Raw genomic sequence first — 21,825 nt, 5'->3', positions numbered from 1 at the left:
TCTTTCTAATATCCTTATTATATCGTATTCGATAATCCTTTTCTTTTCCTTTTAGGAATATTTTTCTAGAATATTAACTTTCAAGTATTACATTTTTTTATAATTAAGATAGAGTGCACCTATCACAGAAATACTAGATGTAGGTAATGAACATGATTTTTGATAAAGAAGCTGTTGATGATTCAGATGACTATGGAAAATTAGTCCCTGCAAAAGAAGTCCTATAGAAAGTATATTAGAAGAAAAAAGTATGTTTTTCCAACCGGTTATAAGGACGGAGAGTAAAAAAGGCTGAAAAAAATGAGGTTAGCAATGTGAAAATGGTGAGAAAAAGTAATACAGTCCTGGTATTATTTAGTGGAGTTATAGATTCTACTGCTGGAGAAGCCTTTCCATCATACAAAGGCTATACTGTGGAACCTGCTAGAATGTATAAGACAGCATATACCAAGATTGGAAAGGATATTGAACTTATTTTTAATAACTTCTATAAATTTAATTGGGATATGTACGAACCGCAAAAACGATTATATTTTCTGTCGGTAGTTATATAAGTTACTTCTATGAAAAAGGATTTAATGAAAATACTTTAAAATGATAAACATGGATAAAACAATCCATCTTAACTATTTTAATCCCAATTATAGATGTGGCGAAGCGCTCCTCAGTATGTTTGAAAGGCAAATATGCTGTTGTAATATGACGTAAAAGCTTTCCGTTGGGTAACCCGTCTGCCCCGGCTACGATTTACTCTCGTAGTGTCTCCCGTTAAAAGGGAATACACTTCCCCAGAAGGTGACCTTCCTCATAGCGAAAGCTAGGTAGAATAAGGTGTACTCGTAGTAGAGTGCTTGGTAAAGTGAGACCTGGGCAAGTCAAGAGTATGAGAATCCTGCTCTTGGCACCTTAAATAATCCATACTCGATTGAAGCGCCAAAAGTTTGGTTGTTACAATTTTATTCATATTACAATGGAGTTCTGTCCTTAATATTAAGGGCATTTCTTGTCCGCCTCTGCTTCACACCAAAGCCATCAATTCAAATGCTTTATTAAAAGGTTATTTAAAAAATAGTTATACTCCATAAATAAAAGGCGTTTCATAGCTAATATTGAAGTAACACTTCTTTTCAATCAGCATTAATAAAAAAATTAATTTATATATCAATAGGTTCTTTCTGCTTTGAAAATCTAATTTGTGCATCGTTGTATTGATTAAGCATCCTTACCAGGTCATCCCTATCAAGTAAAGTAACCCCATTCCTTTTACCGGTTATCTTTGCAGCATCTGTATAATAACGATTGGTAATTACAATCTTTTTAGTTGCATTATAGTATCCTGCAGCTCCAACCACTTCGTTTATCGCATCTACACCAACCTTCTTGTCTTTCCCATATCGCTTGGCTTGTACCACAGATTTCTCTTTTCCTTTTTTAATATTAAATCTCCACCAAAATCACCAGAGGGGCTAGTTACTTCGACGTAGTAGCCTTGACTTCTAAAAAGTGGTGTTAAAAAATGTTCAAATTCAAGACCACTCATTTTATCTACATCTTCTATAGGTTCAATTAAATTTGTTGGCTTAATATTGAATAAAAGAGCTTTACAAACCCGGTATAACCAACGTATCCCTAAGCCAATTGAACCAAAGAAAATACCAATGAACAAAAGGTTAATTACCAACCTTAACACCGGATTTGAAGCTGTATCGCTTAAAACCACAATTAATAAATAAAGTGATATTCCTAAAAAAATTTTGTTTCTTCGCCTCCAGTATCTTATTGTTGATATAATAAAAAGATGGTCTTTGACTTTAGCAAAGTCCCTATTGTATCCCTTGAAAGAAATAAGGTAGCGGTATGTTCCCACTAATAAAGCCCCTATTACAATGAATGATGCTATAATTGGGTATTGAATCATTATTAATATCGAGAAAATAATTGCTACAGTTATATACTCACCTTTTGTATATTTAACTCTTCTTTTACTCATTGGAAGTCCCTTCTAATGCTTTTTCGTTAATTTTTAACAAGTTGGACAATGATTATTCCAACTTGTTAAAAAAGGACTTAAGCAAAAGAGTGCTGTCATGTGAAAAAATAAATTGGTTGTAATTGCTCATATGGATAATTTGTAATCTGATGAAAATAGGTCATGACCAAAAAGTGTCTGCGACCTAGCGTCAAATCAAATTAAATGAAGTGAGTCAAATATGGTTTTAAGCGGTACAATCACTATTTTATTAGTAATATGCGGTCTGATTGGGGGCGAAATGGGGGCGGATTCCAAAGAATCGGAAAGTATCAGAGGGTAATTTTATTGTGAAAAAGAGTGATAATCCCTTACGTGTCAGTATTTCTGGGAATAATAAAGAACTAGAAGAAAACAATGAAATAGTTTTGACAGGGTGGGGGTCGGGGGTTCAAGTCCCTCATAGGTCATCATCTAAATAAGGCTCAAATCCTTTTGTATCAAGGGTTTGGGATTTTTCTTTGTTTCCTGATATATCCATTTTATCCCTGTATTTTTATACATTGCACAAATACTGCACAGAAACTGCACGAAACTATCGCTTTGTCTTACAGTCACGAGGATTCCATTGTTTGTTTTTATGTGCTTTTTTGTCCGGTTGTACAGAGATTGTGAAGTTAAAATAAACATTTCCGATACAAACCCCGATTTCGTGAAAATAAACATTTCCGCAGTTTGATAAAAAGTGCTTAAGCATGGTATAAGTGTAAAAGAAGCAGGGACATTTTGCTTTTTAATTTTGGGATAAGGGGTTGGCCTGGTATCCCACCATAATGAGAGGATTTGGATTTGAATATGATAGATAATTTTTGGCGTGATTTACCACGACCTTTTTTTATACTGGCACCAATGGAAGATGTGACGGATGTAGTTTTTCGCCATGTAGTGAGTGAAGCAGCAAGACCTGATGTGTTTTTTACAGAGTTTACAAACACGGAGAGCTATTGTCACCCAGAGGGCATCCGTAGTGTGCGTGGGCGTTTGACTTTTACAGAGGATGAACAACCAATGGTAGCCCATATTTGGGGGGATAAGCCTGAATACTTTCGGCAAATGAGTATTGGTATGGCGAAACTAGGCTATCGGGGTGTGGATATCAATATGGGCTGTCCTGTACCTAATGTGACACAGAATGGGAAGGGAAGTGGCCTTATCCGTCGTCCAGAAGTTGCAGCAAATTTAATACAAGCAGCAAAAGCAGGAGGATTGCCCGTAAGTGTAAAGACAAGGCTTGGTTTCACGGATGTAGACGAATGGCGCGACTGGCTAACACACATATTGAAACAAGACATTGTTAATCTTTCCATTCATCTGCGTACAAAAAAGGAAATGAGCAAAGTAGATGCTCATTGGGAACTAATCCCGGAAATTAAGAAACTTCGTGACCAGGTGGCACCAGATACACTCTTGACGATCAATGGGGATATCCCTGACCGTCAAACTGGCTTAAAGCTCGCTCATCAATACGGTATTGATGGGATTATGATTGGGCGTGGTATTTTCAATAATCCATTTGCCTTTGAAAAGCAGCCGAAAGATCATAGTAGTAATGAATTGCTAGATCTCTTAAGGTTGCATCTGGATCTCCATGATAAATATTCAAAATTAGAGCTACGTCCGTTCAAGGCTCTTCATCGCTTTTTTAAGATATATGTACGTGGGTTTCGAGGGGCAAGTGAATTAAGAAATCAATTAATGAACACAGAGTCAACAGAAGAAGTGCGTGCATTGCTAGATAACTTTGGGTCAAAGAATCTTGATGGAATGGGGGAACAGTAGAAGTGTCCCAATTCAAGGTGAAAGCGAAGTAGGATGTTAAACTGGTGTGCCCTCAAAAAGTTAGAGTTTATACTAAGCAGTTAATTGGCTGGTGTGAAGGCGGTATTGAACCGGACGCTTTCCCGCCAATTTTTGCTTTATATATTTGTTATTATAGTAATCTATATTAGGTTATGATTTTGTAAATTAAAAGTATGCAAATGGGGAAGACCATTATTTTCTTCAATATTTTAGATAAATTATCAGCCTACAAGTAATAAACACAGCTAAAATGGCGTCTTAAATGAAATATTGCTAACGGAATCAGGTGAGACTGGTTCCGTTAGTTTTTTTGTAAAATCACCAACACCCCTTGTGTTGTCAATTACAGTCCACGCACGTGGAGGTGTAGTAAAAATAAAAAACCCTACCTTTCATCTCAATTAATATTTATTGATAAAGATTGCACAGAAATTGCACAGAATTTCTAGAAACAATGGAATTAAGAGAATTTATTTGTATAAATAAACATTGCGGTCTTGAATTATTGGACTTAATGGAATCTATTTATGTAAAAGTACTGTATAAAAGATAGTTTAGAAAATTGACAGGGAAGGGGCCGTGGGTTCGAATCCCTCACAGGTCACTATAACAAAGCCTTGGTACCCCTTATGGTATCAAAGTTTTTTCGTTGTAACAGGATATTTAGTTTGAAGTAATACAGGTGAATTGGTGGCGAAAATCTTAAATTGAAAAAAAGAGGTAGTTGTACTAAGATTCCCAATATTACTTTACTCACATTTTTTCTATTTTATATCTTTATTTTAAACAGGTTATTATTCCGGAACATATTATAAGGAAAATTAAAAAAGGCGGTAACCGAAAATATCTTGCGGAAAGTAATCATAGTCATCTATCAGGATTCTCTTATCATAATCAATGGTGGGTTAGCTATGATCAATTCGGTGGATATTCTGCCCGTGGGAAGTTTGACCAGCGAATATGCATTGCACCAAAAGCTGATACAGTGATTGTAAAATTATCTTCTTATCTGTCTCCTAGTTCAAAGGAGACAAATGCTTGTCAAGCGAAAATAGAGTATTTAGTAAAGGAATAAAATCAATAGAAGTCGGGCGTGGTGACTTTCATGATTAACGTATGTTATCCGTTAAAATCTGTTGTAATCCCATCACCATTAAGCTAAGAAAAAGAACCATTCTCAAAACTATAAAAGTGAACTGAATTTTCTTAGACACCGTAGAGAGGTAAAATTTTCACATTTAGGATTATTAAATATCTTAGCCTGAAAGGCATGGTGGATTTGTTCTATTAATTTGATGGACATGTGGCAGTACCCCTTATAGAGTTAAAGGGGCAGGTTTACGGAAGGGGATATGTGGAAATCATACAAGTTATGTGTTGAGATTAAGCTGTAAGATACAAAAATCCAGGGAGGTGCTCATATGGAAAAACCTATACATTATACAATAGAACCCCCTGAAAATTTTAAGCAATTACTAACCTTATATGAATCTTTAGGATGGAATTCACTTAAATTAACAGTTAATGATTTGAAACAAATGTGCACTCAAAGTTGGTATGCAATTTATGCTTTTGATGAACAACAGTTAGTGGGTATGGGACGTGTTATTTCAGATGGTGTGATTACTGGAGTGGTATGTGGAGTGTGTGTACTGCCGAGCTACCAGTCCAAAGGAATCGGCAAAGAAATGTTAAATCGAATAATTGAACATTGTGAGCAAAATCGAGTAATTCCTCAACTTTTGTGTGTAGAAAGTTTGGAATCATATTATGAAACTTTTGGATTTGAGAAGTTTACCATTGGTATGACAAAGAATATAAATCGATAAGTTTAATTTGTTGTCTAATTTAAAGGTGCTTTACTTCAATAAGGGAGGTTGCTGCGGCAGCCTTTTTTGTATGGAACTATAAACTATCGGGGCGGGTTAGTGCAATAAGACGGGTTGAAAATCCAGCTCTCTTTTAAGTCGCTCTTGAGACATATTATTTAGCTAAGAAAAGTAAAAAATAAAAATCCATCCCTGAAAAGCTTCAAGAATGGATTCAGACAAACACCAAGATCCTTAGGGTGTCTCTTGGATAATCCTTATTATGGTCTATAGATAGGTAAGTTATCCAGGTTATTACGTAAAACGAACATAATATATAGAAAAAGAGAATGTGCTTAAACGGGAACAAAAGTCGAAGATCCAGCTGCCATAATTGGTGGCTTTTTTATTGACTAAAGTGCAGATTTGGTCTTTATATAGAGGAGGAATCGAGGATTAAATATTTTGCCCCCTTAATACTAAGGTTCAATCCGAATTAATATAAATGGACTGTGTAATGGACTTGAAAAAATGAAATTTTCTATACACACTTTGATATATATCTTTTTAGGCTGTATCTATGGTATGCATGAAATATTTATAGATGGTACACAAAGGTATTTTTCAAAAATAGTAGGAATGCTATCCATCATTTTATCAACATGGGTATTTGCTTCATGTATAACGTCTTTGAAAGACAAAGCTGGTCGATAATTGGATTCTTATTCAGTATATAAATTTTAAGACTATTCGCTTCAAATAAGTAGACGTGTCTCCCTACTTAAGACAATCAGAAGTTGTTCTCGAAAGGGGGATTTAATTTGAAGAAATTTATTGTTTGTTATACCTTGGATAATGATATTAAACGAGAAAAAATAATAAAAGGGCCAGATGTAAAGAAGGAAGATGTTCTAAAAGATGTATTAGATAAGATAGTACGAAGTAATTACTTTATTGCGAAAACCGACCAAGGATAGTATAGGATAAATTCTTCCTTAATACGTTATATACAGGTTTTGAATGAAATGCATTGTTTTAAATATCATACTGATCATTAATGACTAGTGAGTAAATAAAAGGTTATTTGCATAGTTTTCTTTAATTTTGTTGAGTAACTTGAATATGGGAGAGAAGATTAATGTCAGAAACGTATCGTTCTCGTCAGGAACGAAAACAAGTGGAAAAAATAAAACAAGATCAAAAAAAAGGTAAAAACTCCCCTAAAAGAAGGTCTTTCTTGAAAAAAGTTTTACTTTGGTGTTTACTGTTAGGTGTTGTTTCAATTGGAATAGGGGCAGTTACGGTTGCAGCAATGATTAAGGATGCACCTAAAATAGATGCTTCAAAACTAGTCGATCCGCTTTCTACCAAATTATACGATAAAAACGGGAATTTCCTTTACGAATATGGTAAAGAAAAGCGGACAAAAATTAAGTATTCTCAAGTTCCAATAATGTTGGAACATGCTTTCATTGCCACGGAGGATGCACATTTTTATGAACACAATGGCATTGATATAAAAGGAACTGCGAGAGCAATCTTCAAGAACCTAAAAGGGGATTTCGGATCTCAAGGCGGGAGTACGATTACACAGCAGGTCATTAAAAACTCCTTTTTGTCACCTCAGAAAACAATAAAGCGAAAGGTACAGGAATGGAGCTTGGCCTATCAGCTTGAGCAAAAGTATTCTAAACATCAAATCTTAATGATGTATTTAAATAAGATCTACCTTGGAGACGGGGCATATGGTGTAGCAGCTGCCGCCAAAAATTACTACGGAATCGATGCCGATCATCTAAATAAATTAACGCTTCCGGAGGCCGCTATGTTGGCGGGGCTCCCACAGAGTCCAAGTTATTACGATCCCACTGAACCCGAACATGTGAAAGCTGCAACAAATCGTCGTAATATTGTTTTAGAAGCTATGTATAAACAAGGATATATTACGAAAAAGCAATTGGAGGATGCCAAGAAGGTTCCAGTTACATCAGGACTTGTTCCAAAAAAGAAACAACAAGGAATGCCGTACGAGGCGTTTTTGGACGCTGTTGTAAAAGAAGTTGAAAGAAAGCTGAAAAATGTAGATATCAGTTCGGATGGATTATCTATTTATACGACGCTAGATCCAAAAGCTCAGACCTTTGCGGACAAAATAATGAACACCGATACGATTATTTCTTATCCAAATGACAATTTTCAAGGAGCCTTCGTATTTTTAGATACAAAAACAGGAGAAGTTCGAGCTATTGAAGCGGTCGAAACCAATATAAAGCTTCCTTCCGAGGCAACAACTTTGCGGTTGATATTAAACGTCAACCAGGATCTACTTTCAAGCCAGTCTTTGATTATGGACCGGCTATTGAAAATTCAAAATGGTCTACAGCACACCAAATTAATGATCATGAGATAACCTACTCAAATGGTCAATCTATTTCTAACTGGGATCATCAATATCATGGAATGTTGTCGATTAGAACAGCACTTCAATGGTCATACAATATTCCAGCACTCCTTACCCTTCAAGAAGTAGGGATGGATAAAGCACAAAACTTTGCAGAAAATCTGGGTATTACTTTTAATAATAATAAGGTGTACGAATCATATGCGATTGGAAGTAATACGGTTAATCCATTAGAGTTGGCAGGGGCATATAGTGCTTTTGGAAATAACGGTGAATACAATACACCACATTTTGTTCGTAAAGTTGTCTATCCTGATGGCAGAGTTGTTAATTTAACTCCAAAGCCAAAACGTGTTATGCATGATTACACAGCTTATTTGGTGACGGATATGTTACGGACAGTCGTAAAATCTGGTACAGGAAAAACAGCAAATGTCCTTGGACTAGATGTGGCTGGAAAAACTGGCACAACCAATTTTGATAGTAAAACCAGAGTACAATATGGATATCCATCCGGTTCGGTAAATGATAGTTGGTTCGCTGGTTATACACCGCAATACACTATGGCGGTTTGGACTGGATATACTAAAAATGGTCCAGGTAATTATATGGATGGAAATACAACTAAAATCTCGCACCAAATGTTTAAGGCCATGCTGGAAGCGTTTGGAACAGACCAAAGTAGCTTCCAGCAGCCTAGTGATGTATACCAGGTGAATAATGAACTGTTCATTAAAGGTGCAAATCCTGAAGAAGCTCCACCAGTTACAAAAAATAATAAAGATAAACCATTTGATATTGATGGAAATAAAGAGGATATAAAACATAAACAAAAGGAAGAGAAGCATAAACAACAAGAGGAAAATAAATACAAACAAAAGGAAGAGAAGCATAAACAACAAGAGGAAAAGAAACACAAACAAAAGGAAGAGAAGCATAAACAACAAGAGGAAAAGAAACACAAACAATAAAGATTTTTAGGATGGGATCGCATTGGTTCCATCCTTTTTTATGATACACATAAGAGAATTTGAAGGTTTCTACTTAAACTATAGGGTGCTTTACTTCAATAACAGGGGTTGCTGATGCAGCCTTTTTCTTATGGCACTAACGGGGCATGTTAGTTGAATGATATGTTAAGAAGCAATTTGAATTGTCAAATAATTTTAAGAGAAGTATTAAAAAATCTTTTCTTTTCATACAATTTTATTTAATATCAATAAGGGCATCAAAAAAATTAAAAGAGGAGCAAAAATGTACGGAATCATTAATTACGATGTATTTTTACTAACAGGAATTTTATTAAATCTTATTCCTGGTGCAGACACGATGTATATTGTGGGAAGAAGTATTTCACAAGGAAGACCAGCAGGTGTTTATTCTGTTTTTGGTATTATTACAGGATCATTAATCCATACGTTATTTGTTGCTTTTGGTTTATCAATCATTCTTACAAAATCTGTTATTTTATTCAACGCAATAAAAATTGTTGGTGTGATTTATTTGATGTATTTGGGAATTAGAATGTTGATCGATAAAACAAATGCAAGCTTTGATATTGCTCCATCCAGTAAATTAAACATCAGAAAGTTATATATACAAGGGCTTTTAACAAGTCTTACGAATCCAAAAGTTTCTTTGTTTTTTATTGCGTTTCTCCCACAATTTATAGATACAAAGGTTTCAGGATCTATTCCTTTTATCATTTTAGGACTTACTTTTACAATCACTGGATTTCTATGGTGTCTATTTATTGCATCTTTCTCTTCGTATGCTACAAAAAAACTAAGAGGAAACCAAAAGGTAGGAATGATTTTAAACAAAATGACAGGAATAATTTTTATTGGTATGGGGTTAAAGTTGCTGCAAACAAAAGCTCCTCAATAACATTTAATAAGCATTGCCCCCCTTCATAAATGTTATATTAGCTTTAAGTCAAGTCGATTCACATGTAATATAATGCCTCTTCAGAATTATTCTGAAGAGGCTTTTGTTTTTCCTTTTAGAATCGTTGCAGTAATGGATATAGTAATAATCTAATTCAACTAACAGGTGCGTTAGTAGTAAAAGAAGGAGCTGTCCCCAAAAACTGTTTTTAAGATAAAAATGTTCGTTCATGAGCAAATCTAAAGATATATAAATGTGATTCTTAGCCATACTAATAAAGATTAAAATTTCGTTAGGAGGCAATATTATGGGAAGATCAAAAAATCAAAAACCATCTAGCAGTAAAAATTCATTACCTCAAACTCCCAAAAACTTAAAAATAGAACCTGATCGTGTGGATGAAGAGTTTTCTCGTGAGCTAGGTGAAAGTGGGAAAATAAGAGCTACAAGACCTAAATGAAACTATTGTTGAACTAACATGTGCTTTAGCTGAAGATCGGAGCTGTCTTTAAGGCAGCTTTTTCTTATGGAACTAAAGGGGCAGGTTAGCGGAAGAAGGGTAAAAAAAGAACACAAATGAATGTATCATTTGTGTTCTTTGTACTTATCCTAATCGGTCTCCTTTTTTAACCCTTTGTTGAGGTTCTATTAGAACAACACCTTGTTCCGAATAAGTCCCCATCACCAAAACTTCTGAACTAAAATCAGCAACTTTCATTGGCGGAAAATTAACTACTCCTAATACTTGCTTACCAACTAGTTCATCTAAACTATAACAATCTGTTATTTGAGCACTACTTTGTTTAATCCCTATTTCTTCTCCAAAGTCAACCCATAATTTATATGCTGGTTTTCTTGCTTTAGGGAACGCTTCTGCTTTAATAATTTCTCCCACACGCATATCTATTTTTTGGAAATCGTCAAAAATTGCCATTTTAAATCCTCCATCTATTTGAGTATATTCTTTTACATATTGAGATTTGATTGATTCTGATTCTGCTCTTCTTGTCTATCTTTAATAACAATTAGTACTCCTAAAAGAATTAAGAAAGAACCAGCCCAAAAGGTGATACTAATGGTTTCACCTAATATCAACCAACCTAATAATGTTCCAACAACAGGTTGAAAAAAGAAGAAAACTCCTCCACTAGAGGCATTGAGTATTTGTAAACCACGATTCCACAATAGAAATGCAATAGCTGTTGATATTACCCCTAAATATAGCAATCCTCCCCATATGGTAGGATCTGATAATTCGTTAATATTTATTTTAGGTAATCTTGTGATGACTAAAGGTGTTAGAACAACAAAAGCAATTAAAGTAGCATAGGTATTTATCACAATCTGCGAATAATCACTAGGCAGGCATTTTATAAGTACAGACATTAAAGCCCATGTTAATGCAGCGATAATAAGCGAGATGCCTCCTAGCATACTAGACATGTTAATATCATCAATTCCAACGATAATAATGACACCAATAGTGGCTAAGCTTACAGAAATAGCTTTCTTAAAAGTTAAACGTTCTTTAAGAATTAGACTAGCAAACACAACTATAAAGGCAGGTGTTGTAGAAGTGATAATAGCTCCCATTTGTGCAGTAGAAAGCATTGTACCCGTTTCTTGAGTAACAATAGAAATGACGTATCCTACAATCGAAATAGCAATTATTATCCCTATATGTTTCCTTTTAATTTTCCATTTTTGTTTAGTAACAAATCCAATCAATACTAACGCAACAAGTGCGATAAGATAACGGATCCATACAAGTTCTAATGGTGGTATGACTGCCACTACTACTTTTACGACAACATACATACCTCCCCAAATACTTGAAGCTAAAATTAAAAACAATGAACCGATTAGTGTATTTTTCATGTTTGTACCCTCCGTATTTTTTTAGGCTTGTTGCCCTAACGGAGAGAAATAACTATTCTAAAGTTCTCTCCGTTAAGATTGGGAGAGTACTTTTGGTACATCGTTTTCAAATAATGGAGTCCAATACATTATGTTCACCCCTCGTCCATTTCTTTTACTAATTTTATTATAGCAAAGAATATTAAGCTTGAGTTATCAGGCTAATAGGAAATTACTTTACTGAGAATAGATTGTGAAGGATTGTACTTAAACTAACGGGTGCTTTACTTCATTAAGGGAGTTGCTTTGGCAGCTCTTTTTCTTATAGAGCTAATGTGGCAGTTAGTCCGATTCCTTAGTGTTTTAAGAAATTAGTTTTTCATTTGGGATTATCAAAGTCACCATTGATCAATGGGAGATAGAATCAAATATGGGAGAAATTATAATAGAACTATGCTTTTGAGGCACAATAAATTGAAAAGATATAAAAAGGATGCAAAGCGAGGAATTTTATGAAAAAGGTTGTAATGTTTTTCCTATGTCTTCTTATCTTAATTCTTCCATCACAAGTTTTTGCTCAACGAAAAGTACCTATTTTAATTTATCATTCGATTGACGAGTTTACTGGGCAGGGTTCTAAGGAGCTATATGTAACTCCTGATAATTTCCAGAAACAAATGATTTATTTAAAAGACCATGGCTACACATTATTAACTTTTGATCGTTGGCAAGACATTTATAAAGAAAATAAACCCATTTTCATTACCTTTGATGACGGATACAAAAACAATCTGAATGCATTTGCTATCTTTCAAAAACTTGAAAACGAACGTTTTAAACCAAGTGGTACCATTTTTGTTATTTCTGACTTTATCGGTCGTTCAAACCGATTATCGAAATCGGATTTAAAAATGATGGCTGATTCGGGTATAATCTCAATCCAGTCTCATACTGCTACACATCCTGATTTGACGGAAATAAAAAATTATGAATATGAACTGAAAGGGTCCAAAGATAAAATTCAAAAAATAACAGGCAAACCAGTTAATGCTCTTGCGTATCCATACGGAAATTTCAATGACAAAGTCGTAGAAGAAACGAAGAAATATTATTTGTTTGGACTTACGACAACTCCTGAACTATTTTCTGAGAAGGGCATTAAAGACGAACTTTATCTTTTACCACGAATTTATATCAAGTATTCAACTACTCTTGATGACTTTGCAAAGATAGTTGAAGGCGGTTCCTATACCAGGTAATCGCTTTTTCTTTTGGAACCAAGGGAAAAGTACTTAATATTGTTTATAAGCAAATGGGTACGGAAAATAAGGAAAACATCAGATATAATTCCAAAATTTAAGGAGATAGATATTGAACTAATTGTGTGATTTATGATTGAAGTTCTTTAAAAACAATGGAGTTGATGAATACCACCTTCGTGTGTCACCAAGTAACAAGCAAGCAATAGCTTTTTAAAAAAAAAGCAATGCTAGAACCTAAATCTGAGTTAGGTGTGAAAGTAATGAGAATGAAATGTACAATTTAACTTTCACTATTTTCAACTAACGGGTGCGTTAGCTGAAGATCGGAGCTGTCTTTAAGGCAGCTTTTCTTTATGCAACTAACGGGGCAAGTTAGTTCATTAAAGGAGATAAGGATTTCAATAACTCATTTATGTAATTCCTAACCCCTTATAGTTATATCTGAATCATCATCGAAAGGATGATTAGATTTGTGTAATAACATTGGTGATATAAACATTTCAAAACACCTCATAATAATTGTAACACTTCAATAAATGTGAATTTACTGGTAATTAGAGTTAATTTAAGAAATGTACAATACGAAGAAAAAGCGAAAAAAAGAGACAGCAATATGCTGTCTTTTTTTCACCACCTACAAATCCAAGTCCAACCAAATCCATGAACCCATACTCTCCTACAGCGTGGAACCCATTGCCCGTGTTCCCAATGACCGCCACCATGACCACCACCGTGTCCATCCCAATGATCGCCACCATGACCACCACCACCGTGTCCGTCCCAATGACCGCCACCATGACCACCACCGTGTCCGTCCCAATGACCGCCGCCTTGTCCATCCCATTGACCACCGCCCGGGCCCGGTATTCGTTCTCCGTCTATATAATAAGGCACATTATAAGGGTTAAAAGCGTAATTATAGTTATACATTCAAGAAATCCTCCCTTTTTGTTTACCCTTTCAGGCTATGTACAAAGAGGGATTAGTGTCCTATATGGACAAAAAAATTGGGCTGCCTATTTATTGTTGTCTAAAAAAAGAGAAACCGTAAGGGCGATTAAAAGAAGTAGTGTGCCACGTGAAGAGTTATTCATTACGACTAAGTTATTGATAACAGATACTAATTATGCAGGGGCAAAAAGAGGTTTTCAAAATTCATTGGACGTTTAGGACTAGATTATATTGAATTATATGTGATTCACCAACCATATAATGATTACTATGGTGCTTGGCGGGCTATGGAAGAATTATATCGAGAAGGTAAAGTTCGAGCAATTGGTGTTGATAATTTTCAACAAGATCGTTTAGTCGTTTAAATTCTTTCCTAATTTCATTTTTGCATATGCAATGATTTTTTCGGATTTCCATGTATTCAAGTGGCATATCAGTAATAGAAATTTTTGAACTTTTTCATAAAGAACAAGTTTGTGAAGAAATGTACTTAAATTAACGGGTGCGTTCGTATTATAAGGTTAGCCAGTTTTTACTGGTTGACCTTTTTTTAATAGAATCTATTATATCAGTAGCCAGGGTAGGACGTACGGGTGCGTGGGACTTGATCCCGTGAACTAAACTGTCCGCCCCCTACTTGTAGAAACATGTTTGAGGCTGGTTGGGACGCAGATCTCGTATAACAAGCGAAGCTATGACACTACATGGAGGACTAGGGGTACTGGTTAATAAGTAGAGGAGGTAAAGGTAATGAATCCAGTTGTTGGTCTGGATGTGGCAAAAGGAGAGAGTCAAGTTCAGGCATTCTTAGATCAATCTAAACCGTATGGGAAAAGCTTTTCAATGAAGCATATCAAAGAGGAGTTAGATCATTTTTTAGAATTTCTAAAAGAAATTGAAGAGGTGACAGGGCAGATGCCTATGGTCATTTTAGAATCTACAGGGCATTACCATTCTCCCGTTATTCAATACCTGGAGGATCAAGGGATTCTATATATCTTACTAAATCCGATTATTTCTTATCAGGCAAAGAAGTCCAGTTTACGGAAGGTAAAAACAGACGCTATCGATGCGTACCAGTTGTGTGTGCTGTATTACAAAGAGGATTTAGAACCTCATAAAATTAGAGGAATTCAGCTATTAGATCTTCGGAATTTGTCCAGACAACAGGAAATCGTAACGAATATGTATGTGGAAGCTAAACTTCAGTTTCACACCATTTTAGATTAAGTGTTTCCTGAATACCGGAAGGTTTTTGGGGATCTATATTCGAAGGTATCTTTATTGATGTTAAAGGAATATCCTACTTCAGAGGCGGTATTAACGGCCGGAGAAAGTAGACTAGCAGAGAGTGTTATAGAGTTCTGTTCTAGCCGATCGGGTGAATGGGCATGGGAAAAAGCAAAAAAAATAATAGATTCCGCATCTAGAAATCCATTTCAAAAAAGCGTGTATGAAAGTCACGTAATCAATCTTAATATGTATATTGAGTTGCTTTTTCATTACCAGGGACACCTTTCTGATTTGGAAGATCGTATAGTGGCCCTGGCAAATGAACTGGAAGAATATAAGATCATCCAATCGATTCCGGGTATCGGAGAAAAAATCGCAGCCACGATTATCTCTGAAATTGGTGAAATCGATCGGTTTAATCATCCGAAAAAACTGGTTGCCTTCGCTGGAGTAGATCCAAGTGTTCACTCATCGGGTAAGTTTACGGCAACCATTAATCGTATTACAAAAAGAGGTTCGAGCAGACTACGTCATTCTCTGTATCTTGCCGTGCTATGCGGCATAAGGAGTTCAAGGAACAAAAAGCTTAAAGCTTTCTTTGATAAGAAAAAATCGGAAGGAAAGCCAGCCAAAGTGGCGATCGTTGCCTGTATGAATAAACTTCTTCATTGGATTTACGCTTTATTAAAGAGAAAAGAAGCATTCCTAGATTTATCCTGATTAACGGTTTTATGAAACAGAGAAAAATCCTTCGAAAAGGGTTTTGGAGGGTTATTTGTCATGAACAAAAATAGTATATCATAAGGGAAATGAAAATATTAGAGAAAGATATTGACATCCTATTAGCTGGTTTAGTTAAATAAGGTTGTTTTGAGGTTTCCATATAGGAAAAATAAAAAACAACAATGAAAGCAGTTGATTTCACCTAAGAAATACAACTGCTTTTAGCTTTTGGAAAGGAACCTGCGGATATTTCCTAGCAAATTAGTATACAAGGACTTTTATAATTTACAAAAAAGAAATAGCGCCACTAATTATAGCTAATACTGTTAAGATTAACGATGTCAAGATTGCCCATTTGTATGCGAATTTTTGATATTCTCCAAGGTCTTTATCAACCATGCCAACTAATAGAATGGTTGATGCAACAAGTGGGCTCATTAAATGAGCGGGTTGTCCCAATATAGAAGCCCGAGCAATTTCTAACGGACTAATACCATAGGCTGAAGCTGCTTCTGCAAGAATAGGGAGAACTCCAAAATAATAGGCATCATTCGATAAAACGAAAGTGAATGGCATACTTGTAATGCCAACAATGACAGGAAAAAACTGTCCTAATGAAGCAGGTATTATCGCAACCAGTCCATTAGCAATGGCATCAACCATTTTTGTACCGGAAAAGATTCCTGCAAATACTCCTGCCGCAAAAACTAATAGAACAACAATTAAAGCGTTTCCAGAATGTGCTAAGATACGTCTTTTTTGCATTTCCAGATTAGGGTAGTTAATCATTAAAGCAATGGAGAAACCGACCAAAAATAAAATAGGGGAAGGTACCAATCCCATGATAAGAATGACCATAATGCCTACCACAATTAATAAGTTAACCCACAAAAAACGAGGACGTTTAATGTAAATATAAGGAAATGTTTCAGTGGCTTCATTTTCTACAGTAGCAGCTATTTCATTTTTTAACTCGTCTATGTGTATTACACCCAGTCGTTTACGTTCTTTTTTCCCTAAAATAAATGCGACGAAAATAACCCAAAGAGCACCACCAATCATGGTAGGAATAAGTGGAACAAAAAATTCGGATGCATCAAGTCCCAATACTGCTATTGCTCGGGTAGCAGGTCCACCCCAAGGGGTCATACCACTCATAACACTTAAAGCTAGCATGGCTACTGTGGCTAAAACCAATGGATTCATACCGATTCGTTTATAAAGTGGATACATAGCTGAAACAGTAATGATATATGTTGTTGTACCGTCTCCATCTAGGGCCACGAGTAATGCAAGAATTGTGGTACCCATCGAAATTTTGACAGGATCTCCCTTGACGACTTCTAATAACTTTTTGATAAGTGGGTCAAATAAGCCCGTGTCTATCATAATACCAAAAAACAATATGGCAAATAATAATAGAGCTGCAGATGGAGCGACTAGCTTAATGCCTTCCATCATCATAGTCCCAATTTTACTTCCAAAACCACCAGCTACTGCAAAAACGATCGGAACTAAAGTTAAAGCAACAATGGGTGATAAACGTTTGGACATAATTAAATAGGTAAAAACGGTAACCATGGAGATGCCTAAAATTGTAACAAACATTATTAAATCCCCTCCCATATTTTGAATGCGCTTTCAAATGATTTCTGGATGACTAAAAAACAATTTCGCGACTATTCAGAGAAATTAATCGGTAGATTAATTAGTTTTACACTATGCTAAGCGCTTTTCTTTATTAAAGGTAATACAGAGAGAACAATAAGTTAAATACATATTTTTTTTGTATTGGTATCAAAATAATTTATTCTTTAAAAAGAATCGGGAGTAGAGCAAAGAAAGCCAAAGGATATTTTAAAAGTTTAATGATATTTTTAGTATTTAAAAAGAAGGTCATCATCTAAATATTGTGGATGATAACCCTCTTTTCTTTATAAATCAGACTTTTTCAGTGTCCTTGAGTAAAGCTCTCTCTTCTTTTTTATTTAACATTTAGTTTTACGTTAACTGTTCTTGTCTTTTTTTCTTAAACTTAATTTTAATACCATTCTTAGCAATGGAGGCACTGCGGCATAAATAAAAGCCATCCGAAATAGTTGATAGCTGGTAACAGTAGATACATCAGCATTGACTTCTTGTGCAATGATTCCCATTTGATCCATTCCACCAGGGGCTAAACTTAAAAAACCCGTAATAGTCGATAAATCATAATAATGGGTCAGTAGAAAACTAAAAAACATTGTTGCGCAGATCAAAATTAGTCCGTTCAGCAAAGCCAATAATAAGGTTTTTCTTTTGTTGTCAAGTTGTTCCGGTTTTAATAGTAAACCGATATAACCGCCAACCATAAATTGAGATATATCAAGAAGTGAAGGAGGAAGTGGTGGTCCCTGCAAACCTAAAAGACCTATTGCAGCAGCAACGATTACTGGTCCTAAAAAGTAAGGAGCTGGTAGTTTAAATATTTTACCTATTCTTGCTGCGAGAAAACAAATAAGCGCGAACAGAAAGATAAGAGGAAATAAATCACTCCACTCTGGAATAACGTTATCCATTATTTTAGATGAGCCATTGGTACTTTTCGCTGCAAAAATGGGACTGAAAATTAAAAGGGGAACTAAGAAAACAACCATTATCACTCTTGTAACATGGAAAAAGGTTACTGTCGTAATATCAATACCTTTCATTTCTTCTGCAAACACAACGATTTGTGACAAACCTCCAGGAATACTACTCGTTAAGGATGTAGGATAGTCAATGCTGGAATATTTTGACATAACAAAAGCCGAACATACACACACAAGGACAATTAAGGTTGTAAGGATTAACATTGAGGGAAGGTGACTAATCATGTCAGACAGTGAGCTCTTGGTAAAAGAGATGCCAATTGAATAACCTACAATAATTAATCCAGTATTTCTCATCGAAACGGGCCAAATTAAATTAACGTTTTTGAAACGTGATGCAATTAATAGGGCTGCCATTGGACCTAGAAGCCAGGGGATTGGCAATCTGATAAGAGTGAAAAGGCCGCCTCCAATAAAAGCAGTTAGAAGTGCAGCTGAAAATTGGGTTGTCTTGCTTGCATTATTTAAATCCCACTTTTTCATATTAATTCTCTTCCTTTGTACTAGTTTTATTTCGATTCGTCTTATTTCTATTGTTTAGAATCATTAAGAAAATCAATAAATGCTTTTACTTGTGCCAAATCCATAGTCACATCACGATAAAAAACCCAAGTTTCTCTAAGCAAATAGCTATTATCGCTTAATACAATAGGGAAAGTATACAGTGGTTCATCATTTTTAATACAGATTTCTGGTAAAATGGCATATCCTAAACCATTAAGAACCAGTTCTTTACATGTTTCAATCCGATCTACCTCCATTGAAATCTTAGGTGGTACCGCAAATGTTTCCTGCCACCAGTTTTCAATAGTATTCCTTAACGATTGGTCTGTCTGATAATTAATTCTAGGAAGAAAAGGAAGTTCTTTTAATTCAATTTTTTTACTGGAGGCAATACAAATCTTTTCTTCTTGAAATAACACTTTATTTTCCTGCCATTTGTAAGGACCTCTAACTATCCCGAGGTGTGCTTCTTCTTTTTGAAGCATTTGATGAATTTGAGAACTCCATCCAGTTTTCAAACTAATTTCAACCTCTGGATATAGGGTTAGAAATTCTTTTAATAATACTGGCAGTTTATATCGGGCAAACAAGCCAGATACACCCAATCGCAAAGTTCCTTTTACTTTTTTATCCAAATTTGAAATGTGTTCTTTTGCAGCTCCTAATTGCTTACGCATATTTTTCGAATATTTAACTAGGTATTCCCCTTCAATTGTAAACTCGACACCTCTTTTGCCTCTAGAGATTAAATTTGTTTTGAACTCTTTTTCCAGCTGTTTTATACGATAGGATAAAGCTGGTTGAGAAATAAATAGTCGTTGTGCTGCCTTTGTTATATTTCTTTCTTCGTAAAGAGTAATTAAAATAAGCCAGTCTTTTTCATCCATAAAATTTTTCTCCTTTAACCATAAAAAATATTTATGGGTAATTGTAAATAATAATAATTTATTTGATTTCTAAAAGTATAATACAACTAATGAATAAAAGAAATCTATCTTTTTATGTAAATCAATAGACTCACAATAGTTTGCGTTTCCTGCATTTTTTCATAAAAATTTTCTATGGCAATGAATAAAAAAACAATATTATTTTTATTCATTATTTTCACTTATTATTTACATGAAGAGTTATCACTACTTAACAGGAGGGGTAAAAATGTCAAATACACAAAATTATGATGTAGTTGTAGTAGGGGCAGGAAACGCAGCTTTATGTGCCGCAATCTCAGCAAAAGAGGGAGGTGCTAGAGTTCTTGTGTTAGAACGAGGACCAGTGGAAAAGCGTGGAGGGAACTCTTTCTTCACGGATGGAGCCATTCGTGTTGCATACAATAATTTGGACGCAATCAGAAATATAATACCTGAATTAACAGATGAAGAATCCGATTTAATTGTAATGCCTGAATACTCGGAATCCGATTATTACAATGATCTAATGCGAGTAACAGGTGGACAAAGTAATCCTGAGTTAGCAAAACAGCTGGTTTCTAGATCGTATGAAACAATTACGTGGATGCGTGATCAGGGAATAAAATTTGAATTGAATTATGAAAATCAATCTTTCGTACAAGATGGAAAGCGCAATTTCTGGGGGGGACTGCCTATCAAAACGGAGGATAAAGGCGTTGGCTTAATGAGACAGCTCTTTGCGCGGACAGAAGAAATCGGCATCGACGTTTGGTACGATTCACGTGCTGTGGAGCTTGTATCAGAGCATAACACAATAACCGGTGTCGTTGTTGAGAACGATCATACAATGGTAACTGTTCAGACATCCGGTGTGATTTTGGCTTGTGGCGGCTTTGAAGCCAATAAGAAAATGAGAAGTGAAAATATTGGTGAAGAATGGGAAGCGGCTATTGTTCGTGGAACCGAGTTCAACACAGGAGACGGCATTTCCATGGCTATGGCAGTTGGGGCTGAAAAATTTGGGCAGTGGTCTGGATGTCATTCTATTGGGACAGATTATAATGCGCCAAAAGTAGGAGACTTCACGAAGCCGGGAGATATTTTTAAAAAGCATTCTTATCCTTACAGCGTCATGCTTAATAATGAAGGGAAACGGTTTGTTGATGAAGGAGCAGATTTGCGAAATTACACCTATGCCAAATACGGCCGTGAGGTACTAAAACAGCCTGGACATGTGGCATATCAAATTTATGATGCACAGGTACGCCCGATGCTGCGTAAAGAATATGACCTTGAAGAAGCGACTATTTATAAAGCAGATACGCTTGGGGAGTTGGCTAGTTTACTGCCGGTCAATCAAACACAATTTCTTAAAACGATCGAAGAGTATAACAGTGCCGTACAAGATGGCGAGTATAGACCCGCAGAGAAAGATGGCAAAGGAACGAAAGGAATTACCCCTCCTAAATCCAACTGGGCACTTCGAATTGAACAAGGTCCATTCTATGCTTTCCCTGTAACGTGCGGAATCACCTTCTCGTTCGGTGGTTTGCATGTAGATACAACGGGTCATGTGTTAGACAAAGAAGAACAACCGATAAAAGGTCTCTTTGCGGCTGGTGAAATGATTGGGGGGATTTTTTATGAAAACTATCCTGGTGGATCCGGGTTAATGTCTGGAGCAGTCTTTGGAAAATTAGCTGGTTCATCCGCAGCCCGCTATACTCAAGAAAAGGTTGAAACGATCAATAATCACTGAGTCTTTTCCATGAATGGTTTATTAGATAAGAATGTGTCCAAAAAATAATAGAGTTACGTGTAGTAGAAGAATG

16 protein-coding genes and 3 pseudogenes are annotated in these 21,825 nt (G+C 35.5%); 12 read left to right on the top strand and 7 right to left on the bottom strand.

What is annotated here, in order from left to right:
* Positions 1–314: 314 nt before the first annotated feature.
* Positions 315–554 (top strand): hypothetical protein, encoded by a 240-nt coding sequence (locus BS1321_RS01865; RefSeq protein ID WP_063236313.1) that lies wholly within the window; start codon positions 315–317, stop codon positions 552–554.
* 600 nt (positions 555–1,154) lie between these two features.
* Here the strand turns inward: BS1321_RS01865 and BS1321_RS01860 are convergent.
* Positions 1,155–1,540, bottom strand: a pseudogene (locus BS1321_RS01860) (restriction endonuclease).
* Between the two features lie 1,284 nt (positions 1,541–2,824).
* Here BS1321_RS01860 and BS1321_RS01850 point away from each other — a divergent pair.
* The 7 genes from BS1321_RS01850 to BS1321_RS27265 all read left to right on the top strand — a co-directional run bounded on the left by BS1321_RS01850 (position 2,825) and on the right by BS1321_RS27265 (position 10,385).
* Positions 2,825–3,808: a tRNA dihydrouridine synthase gene (locus tag BS1321_RS01850; RefSeq protein WP_063236319.1), complete on the top strand. Its 984-nt coding sequence runs from the start codon at positions 2,825–2,827 to the stop codon at positions 3,806–3,808.
* 1,442 nt (positions 3,809–5,250) lie between these two features.
* Complete coding sequence (locus BS1321_RS01845) at positions 5,251–5,658, top strand: GNAT family N-acetyltransferase (RefSeq protein ID WP_063236310.1); 408 nt, start codon at positions 5,251–5,253, stop codon at positions 5,656–5,658.
* 800 nt (positions 5,659–6,458) lie between these two features.
* Positions 6,459–6,614 carry a hypothetical protein gene (locus BS1321_RS27270; protein ID WP_155726547.1) on the top strand — a complete coding sequence of 52 codons (156 nt, stop codon included), beginning with the start codon at positions 6,459–6,461 and terminating at the stop codon, positions 6,612–6,614.
* 161 nt (positions 6,615–6,775) lie between these two features.
* Positions 6,776–8,047 carry a transglycosylase domain-containing protein gene (locus tag BS1321_RS28035; protein WP_232522758.1) on the top strand — a complete coding sequence of 424 codons (1,272 nt, stop codon included), beginning with the start codon at positions 6,776–6,778 and terminating at the stop codon, positions 8,045–8,047.
* Positions 7,942–9,009 carry a transglycosylase domain-containing protein gene (locus BS1321_RS28030; RefSeq protein WP_232522794.1) on the top strand — a complete coding sequence of 356 codons (1,068 nt, stop codon included), beginning with the start codon at positions 7,942–7,944 and terminating at the stop codon, positions 9,007–9,009. The genes BS1321_RS28035 and BS1321_RS28030 overlap by 106 nt, the downstream gene beginning before the upstream one ends.
* A 283-nt stretch (positions 9,010–9,292) precedes the next feature.
* Positions 9,293–9,925 (top strand): LysE family translocator, encoded by a 633-nt coding sequence (locus BS1321_RS01835; RefSeq protein ID WP_063236309.1) that lies wholly within the window; start codon positions 9,293–9,295, stop codon positions 9,923–9,925.
* Between the two features lie 307 nt (positions 9,926–10,232).
* Entirely contained in the window at positions 10,233–10,385 is a 153-nt protein-coding gene (locus BS1321_RS27265; protein WP_155726546.1) for a YfhD family protein, read from the top strand.
* 144 nt (positions 10,386–10,529) lie between these two features.
* Here the strand turns inward: BS1321_RS27265 and BS1321_RS01830 are convergent, their stop codons facing one another.
* Complete coding sequence (locus BS1321_RS01830; protein WP_063236308.1) at positions 10,530–10,859, bottom strand: tRNA-binding protein; 330 nt, start codon at positions 10,857–10,859, stop codon at positions 10,530–10,532.
* A gap of 32 nt (positions 10,860–10,891) precedes the next feature.
* A complete protein-coding gene (locus BS1321_RS01825; protein WP_063236307.1) occupies positions 10,892–11,803 on the bottom strand; it encodes a DMT family transporter in 912 nt (303 codons plus the stop codon).
* 491 nt (positions 11,804–12,294) lie between these two features.
* On the opposite strand from BS1321_RS01825, the gene BS1321_RS01820 reads away from it, so the two are divergent.
* A complete protein-coding gene (locus BS1321_RS01820) occupies positions 12,295–13,041 on the top strand; it encodes a polysaccharide deacetylase family protein (RefSeq protein ID WP_063236306.1) in 747 nt (248 codons plus the stop codon).
* A 563-nt stretch (positions 13,042–13,604) separates the two neighbouring features.
* On the opposite strand, the gene BS1321_RS01815 is transcribed toward BS1321_RS01820, so the two are convergent.
* Positions 13,605–13,883 carry a hypothetical protein gene (locus BS1321_RS01815; RefSeq protein WP_063236304.1) on the bottom strand — a complete coding sequence of 93 codons (279 nt, stop codon included), beginning with the start codon at positions 13,881–13,883 and terminating at the stop codon, positions 13,605–13,607.
* A 211-nt stretch (positions 13,884–14,094) separates the two neighbouring features.
* On the opposite strand from BS1321_RS01815, the pseudogene BS1321_RS28025 reads away from it, so the two are divergent.
* Positions 14,095–14,354: pseudogene (locus BS1321_RS28025) on the top strand (aldo/keto reductase); the annotation flags it as partial.
* Positions 14,355–14,745: 391 nt separating this feature from the next.
* A pseudogene (locus BS1321_RS01805) lies at positions 14,746–15,948 on the top strand (IS110 family RNA-guided transposase).
* Positions 15,949–16,236: 288 nt separating this feature from the next.
* On the opposite strand, the gene BS1321_RS01800 reads toward BS1321_RS01805, so the two are convergent.
* The 3 genes from BS1321_RS01800 to BS1321_RS01790 form a co-directional block, all read right to left on the bottom strand.
* Entirely contained in the window at positions 16,237–17,559 is a 1,323-nt protein-coding gene (locus BS1321_RS01800; RefSeq protein WP_063233359.1) for a CitMHS family transporter, read from the bottom strand.
* 398 nt (positions 17,560–17,957) lie between these two features.
* Positions 17,958–19,064 (bottom strand): AbrB family transcriptional regulator, encoded by a 1,107-nt coding sequence (locus BS1321_RS01795; RefSeq protein WP_063233360.1) that lies wholly within the window; start codon positions 19,062–19,064, stop codon positions 17,958–17,960.
* Between the two features lie 47 nt (positions 19,065–19,111).
* Entirely contained in the window at positions 19,112–19,972 is an 861-nt protein-coding gene (locus BS1321_RS01790; protein ID WP_063233361.1) for a LysR family transcriptional regulator, read from the bottom strand.
* A gap of 268 nt (positions 19,973–20,240) precedes the next feature.
* On the opposite strand from BS1321_RS01790, the gene tcuA reads away from it, so the two are divergent.
* The gene (gene tcuA / locus BS1321_RS01785) at positions 20,241–21,752 is read left to right on the top strand and encodes an FAD-dependent tricarballylate dehydrogenase TcuA (protein WP_063233362.1); all 1,512 of its coding nucleotides are present in this window, start codon (positions 20,241–20,243) and stop codon (positions 21,750–21,752) included.
* Positions 21,753–21,825: the final 73 nt, after the last annotated feature.

The organism is Peribacillus simplex NBRC 15720 = DSM 1321 (assembly GCF_002243645.1).
GTDB lineage: Bacteria > Bacillota > Bacilli > Bacillales > DSM-1321 > Peribacillus > Peribacillus simplex.
Note: the sequence above shows the minus strand (reverse complement) of the source record. Positions and strands in the feature narration are given on the sequence as shown.

Bases quoted from the DNA above. Each gene is read 5' to 3' on its own strand.
- BS1321_RS01850 (WP_063236319.1), top strand. From the start codon at position 2,825: ATGATAGATAATTTTTGGCGTGATTTACCACGACCTTTTTTTATACTG.
- BS1321_RS01845 (WP_063236310.1), top strand. From the start codon at position 5,251: ATGGAAAAACCTATACATTATACAATAGAACCCCCTGAAAATTTTAAG.
- BS1321_RS28035 (WP_232522758.1), top strand. From the start codon at position 6,776: ATGTCAGAAACGTATCGTTCTCGTCAGGAACGAAAACAAGTGGAAAAA.
- BS1321_RS01835 (WP_063236309.1), top strand. From the start codon at position 9,293: ATGTACGGAATCATTAATTACGATGTATTTTTACTAACAGGAATTTTA.
- BS1321_RS27265 (WP_155726546.1), top strand. From the start codon at position 10,233: ATGGGAAGATCAAAAAATCAAAAACCATCTAGCAGTAAAAATTCATTA.
- BS1321_RS01830 (WP_063236308.1), bottom strand. From the start codon at position 10,859: ATGGCAATTTTTGACGATTTCCAAAAAATAGATATGCGTGTGGGAGAA.
- BS1321_RS01825 (WP_063236307.1), bottom strand. From the start codon at position 11,803: ATGAAAAATACACTAATCGGTTCATTGTTTTTAATTTTAGCTTCAAGT.
- BS1321_RS01820 (WP_063236306.1), top strand. From the start codon at position 12,295: ATGAAAAAGGTTGTAATGTTTTTCCTATGTCTTCTTATCTTAATTCTT.
- BS1321_RS01815 (WP_063236304.1), bottom strand. From the start codon at position 13,883: ATGGACAAGGCGGCGGTCATTGGGACGGACACGGTGGTGGTCATGGTG.
- BS1321_RS01800 (WP_063233359.1), bottom strand. From the start codon at position 17,559: ATGTTTGTTACAATTTTAGGCATCTCCATGGTTACCGTTTTTACCTAT.
- BS1321_RS01795 (WP_063233360.1), bottom strand. From the start codon at position 19,064: ATGAAAAAGTGGGATTTAAATAATGCAAGCAAGACAACCCAATTTTCA.
- BS1321_RS01790 (WP_063233361.1), bottom strand. From the start codon at position 19,972: ATGGATGAAAAAGACTGGCTTATTTTAATTACTCTTTACGAAGAAAGA.
- tcuA (WP_063233362.1), top strand. From the start codon at position 20,241: ATGTCAAATACACAAAATTATGATGTAGTTGTAGTAGGGGCAGGAAAC.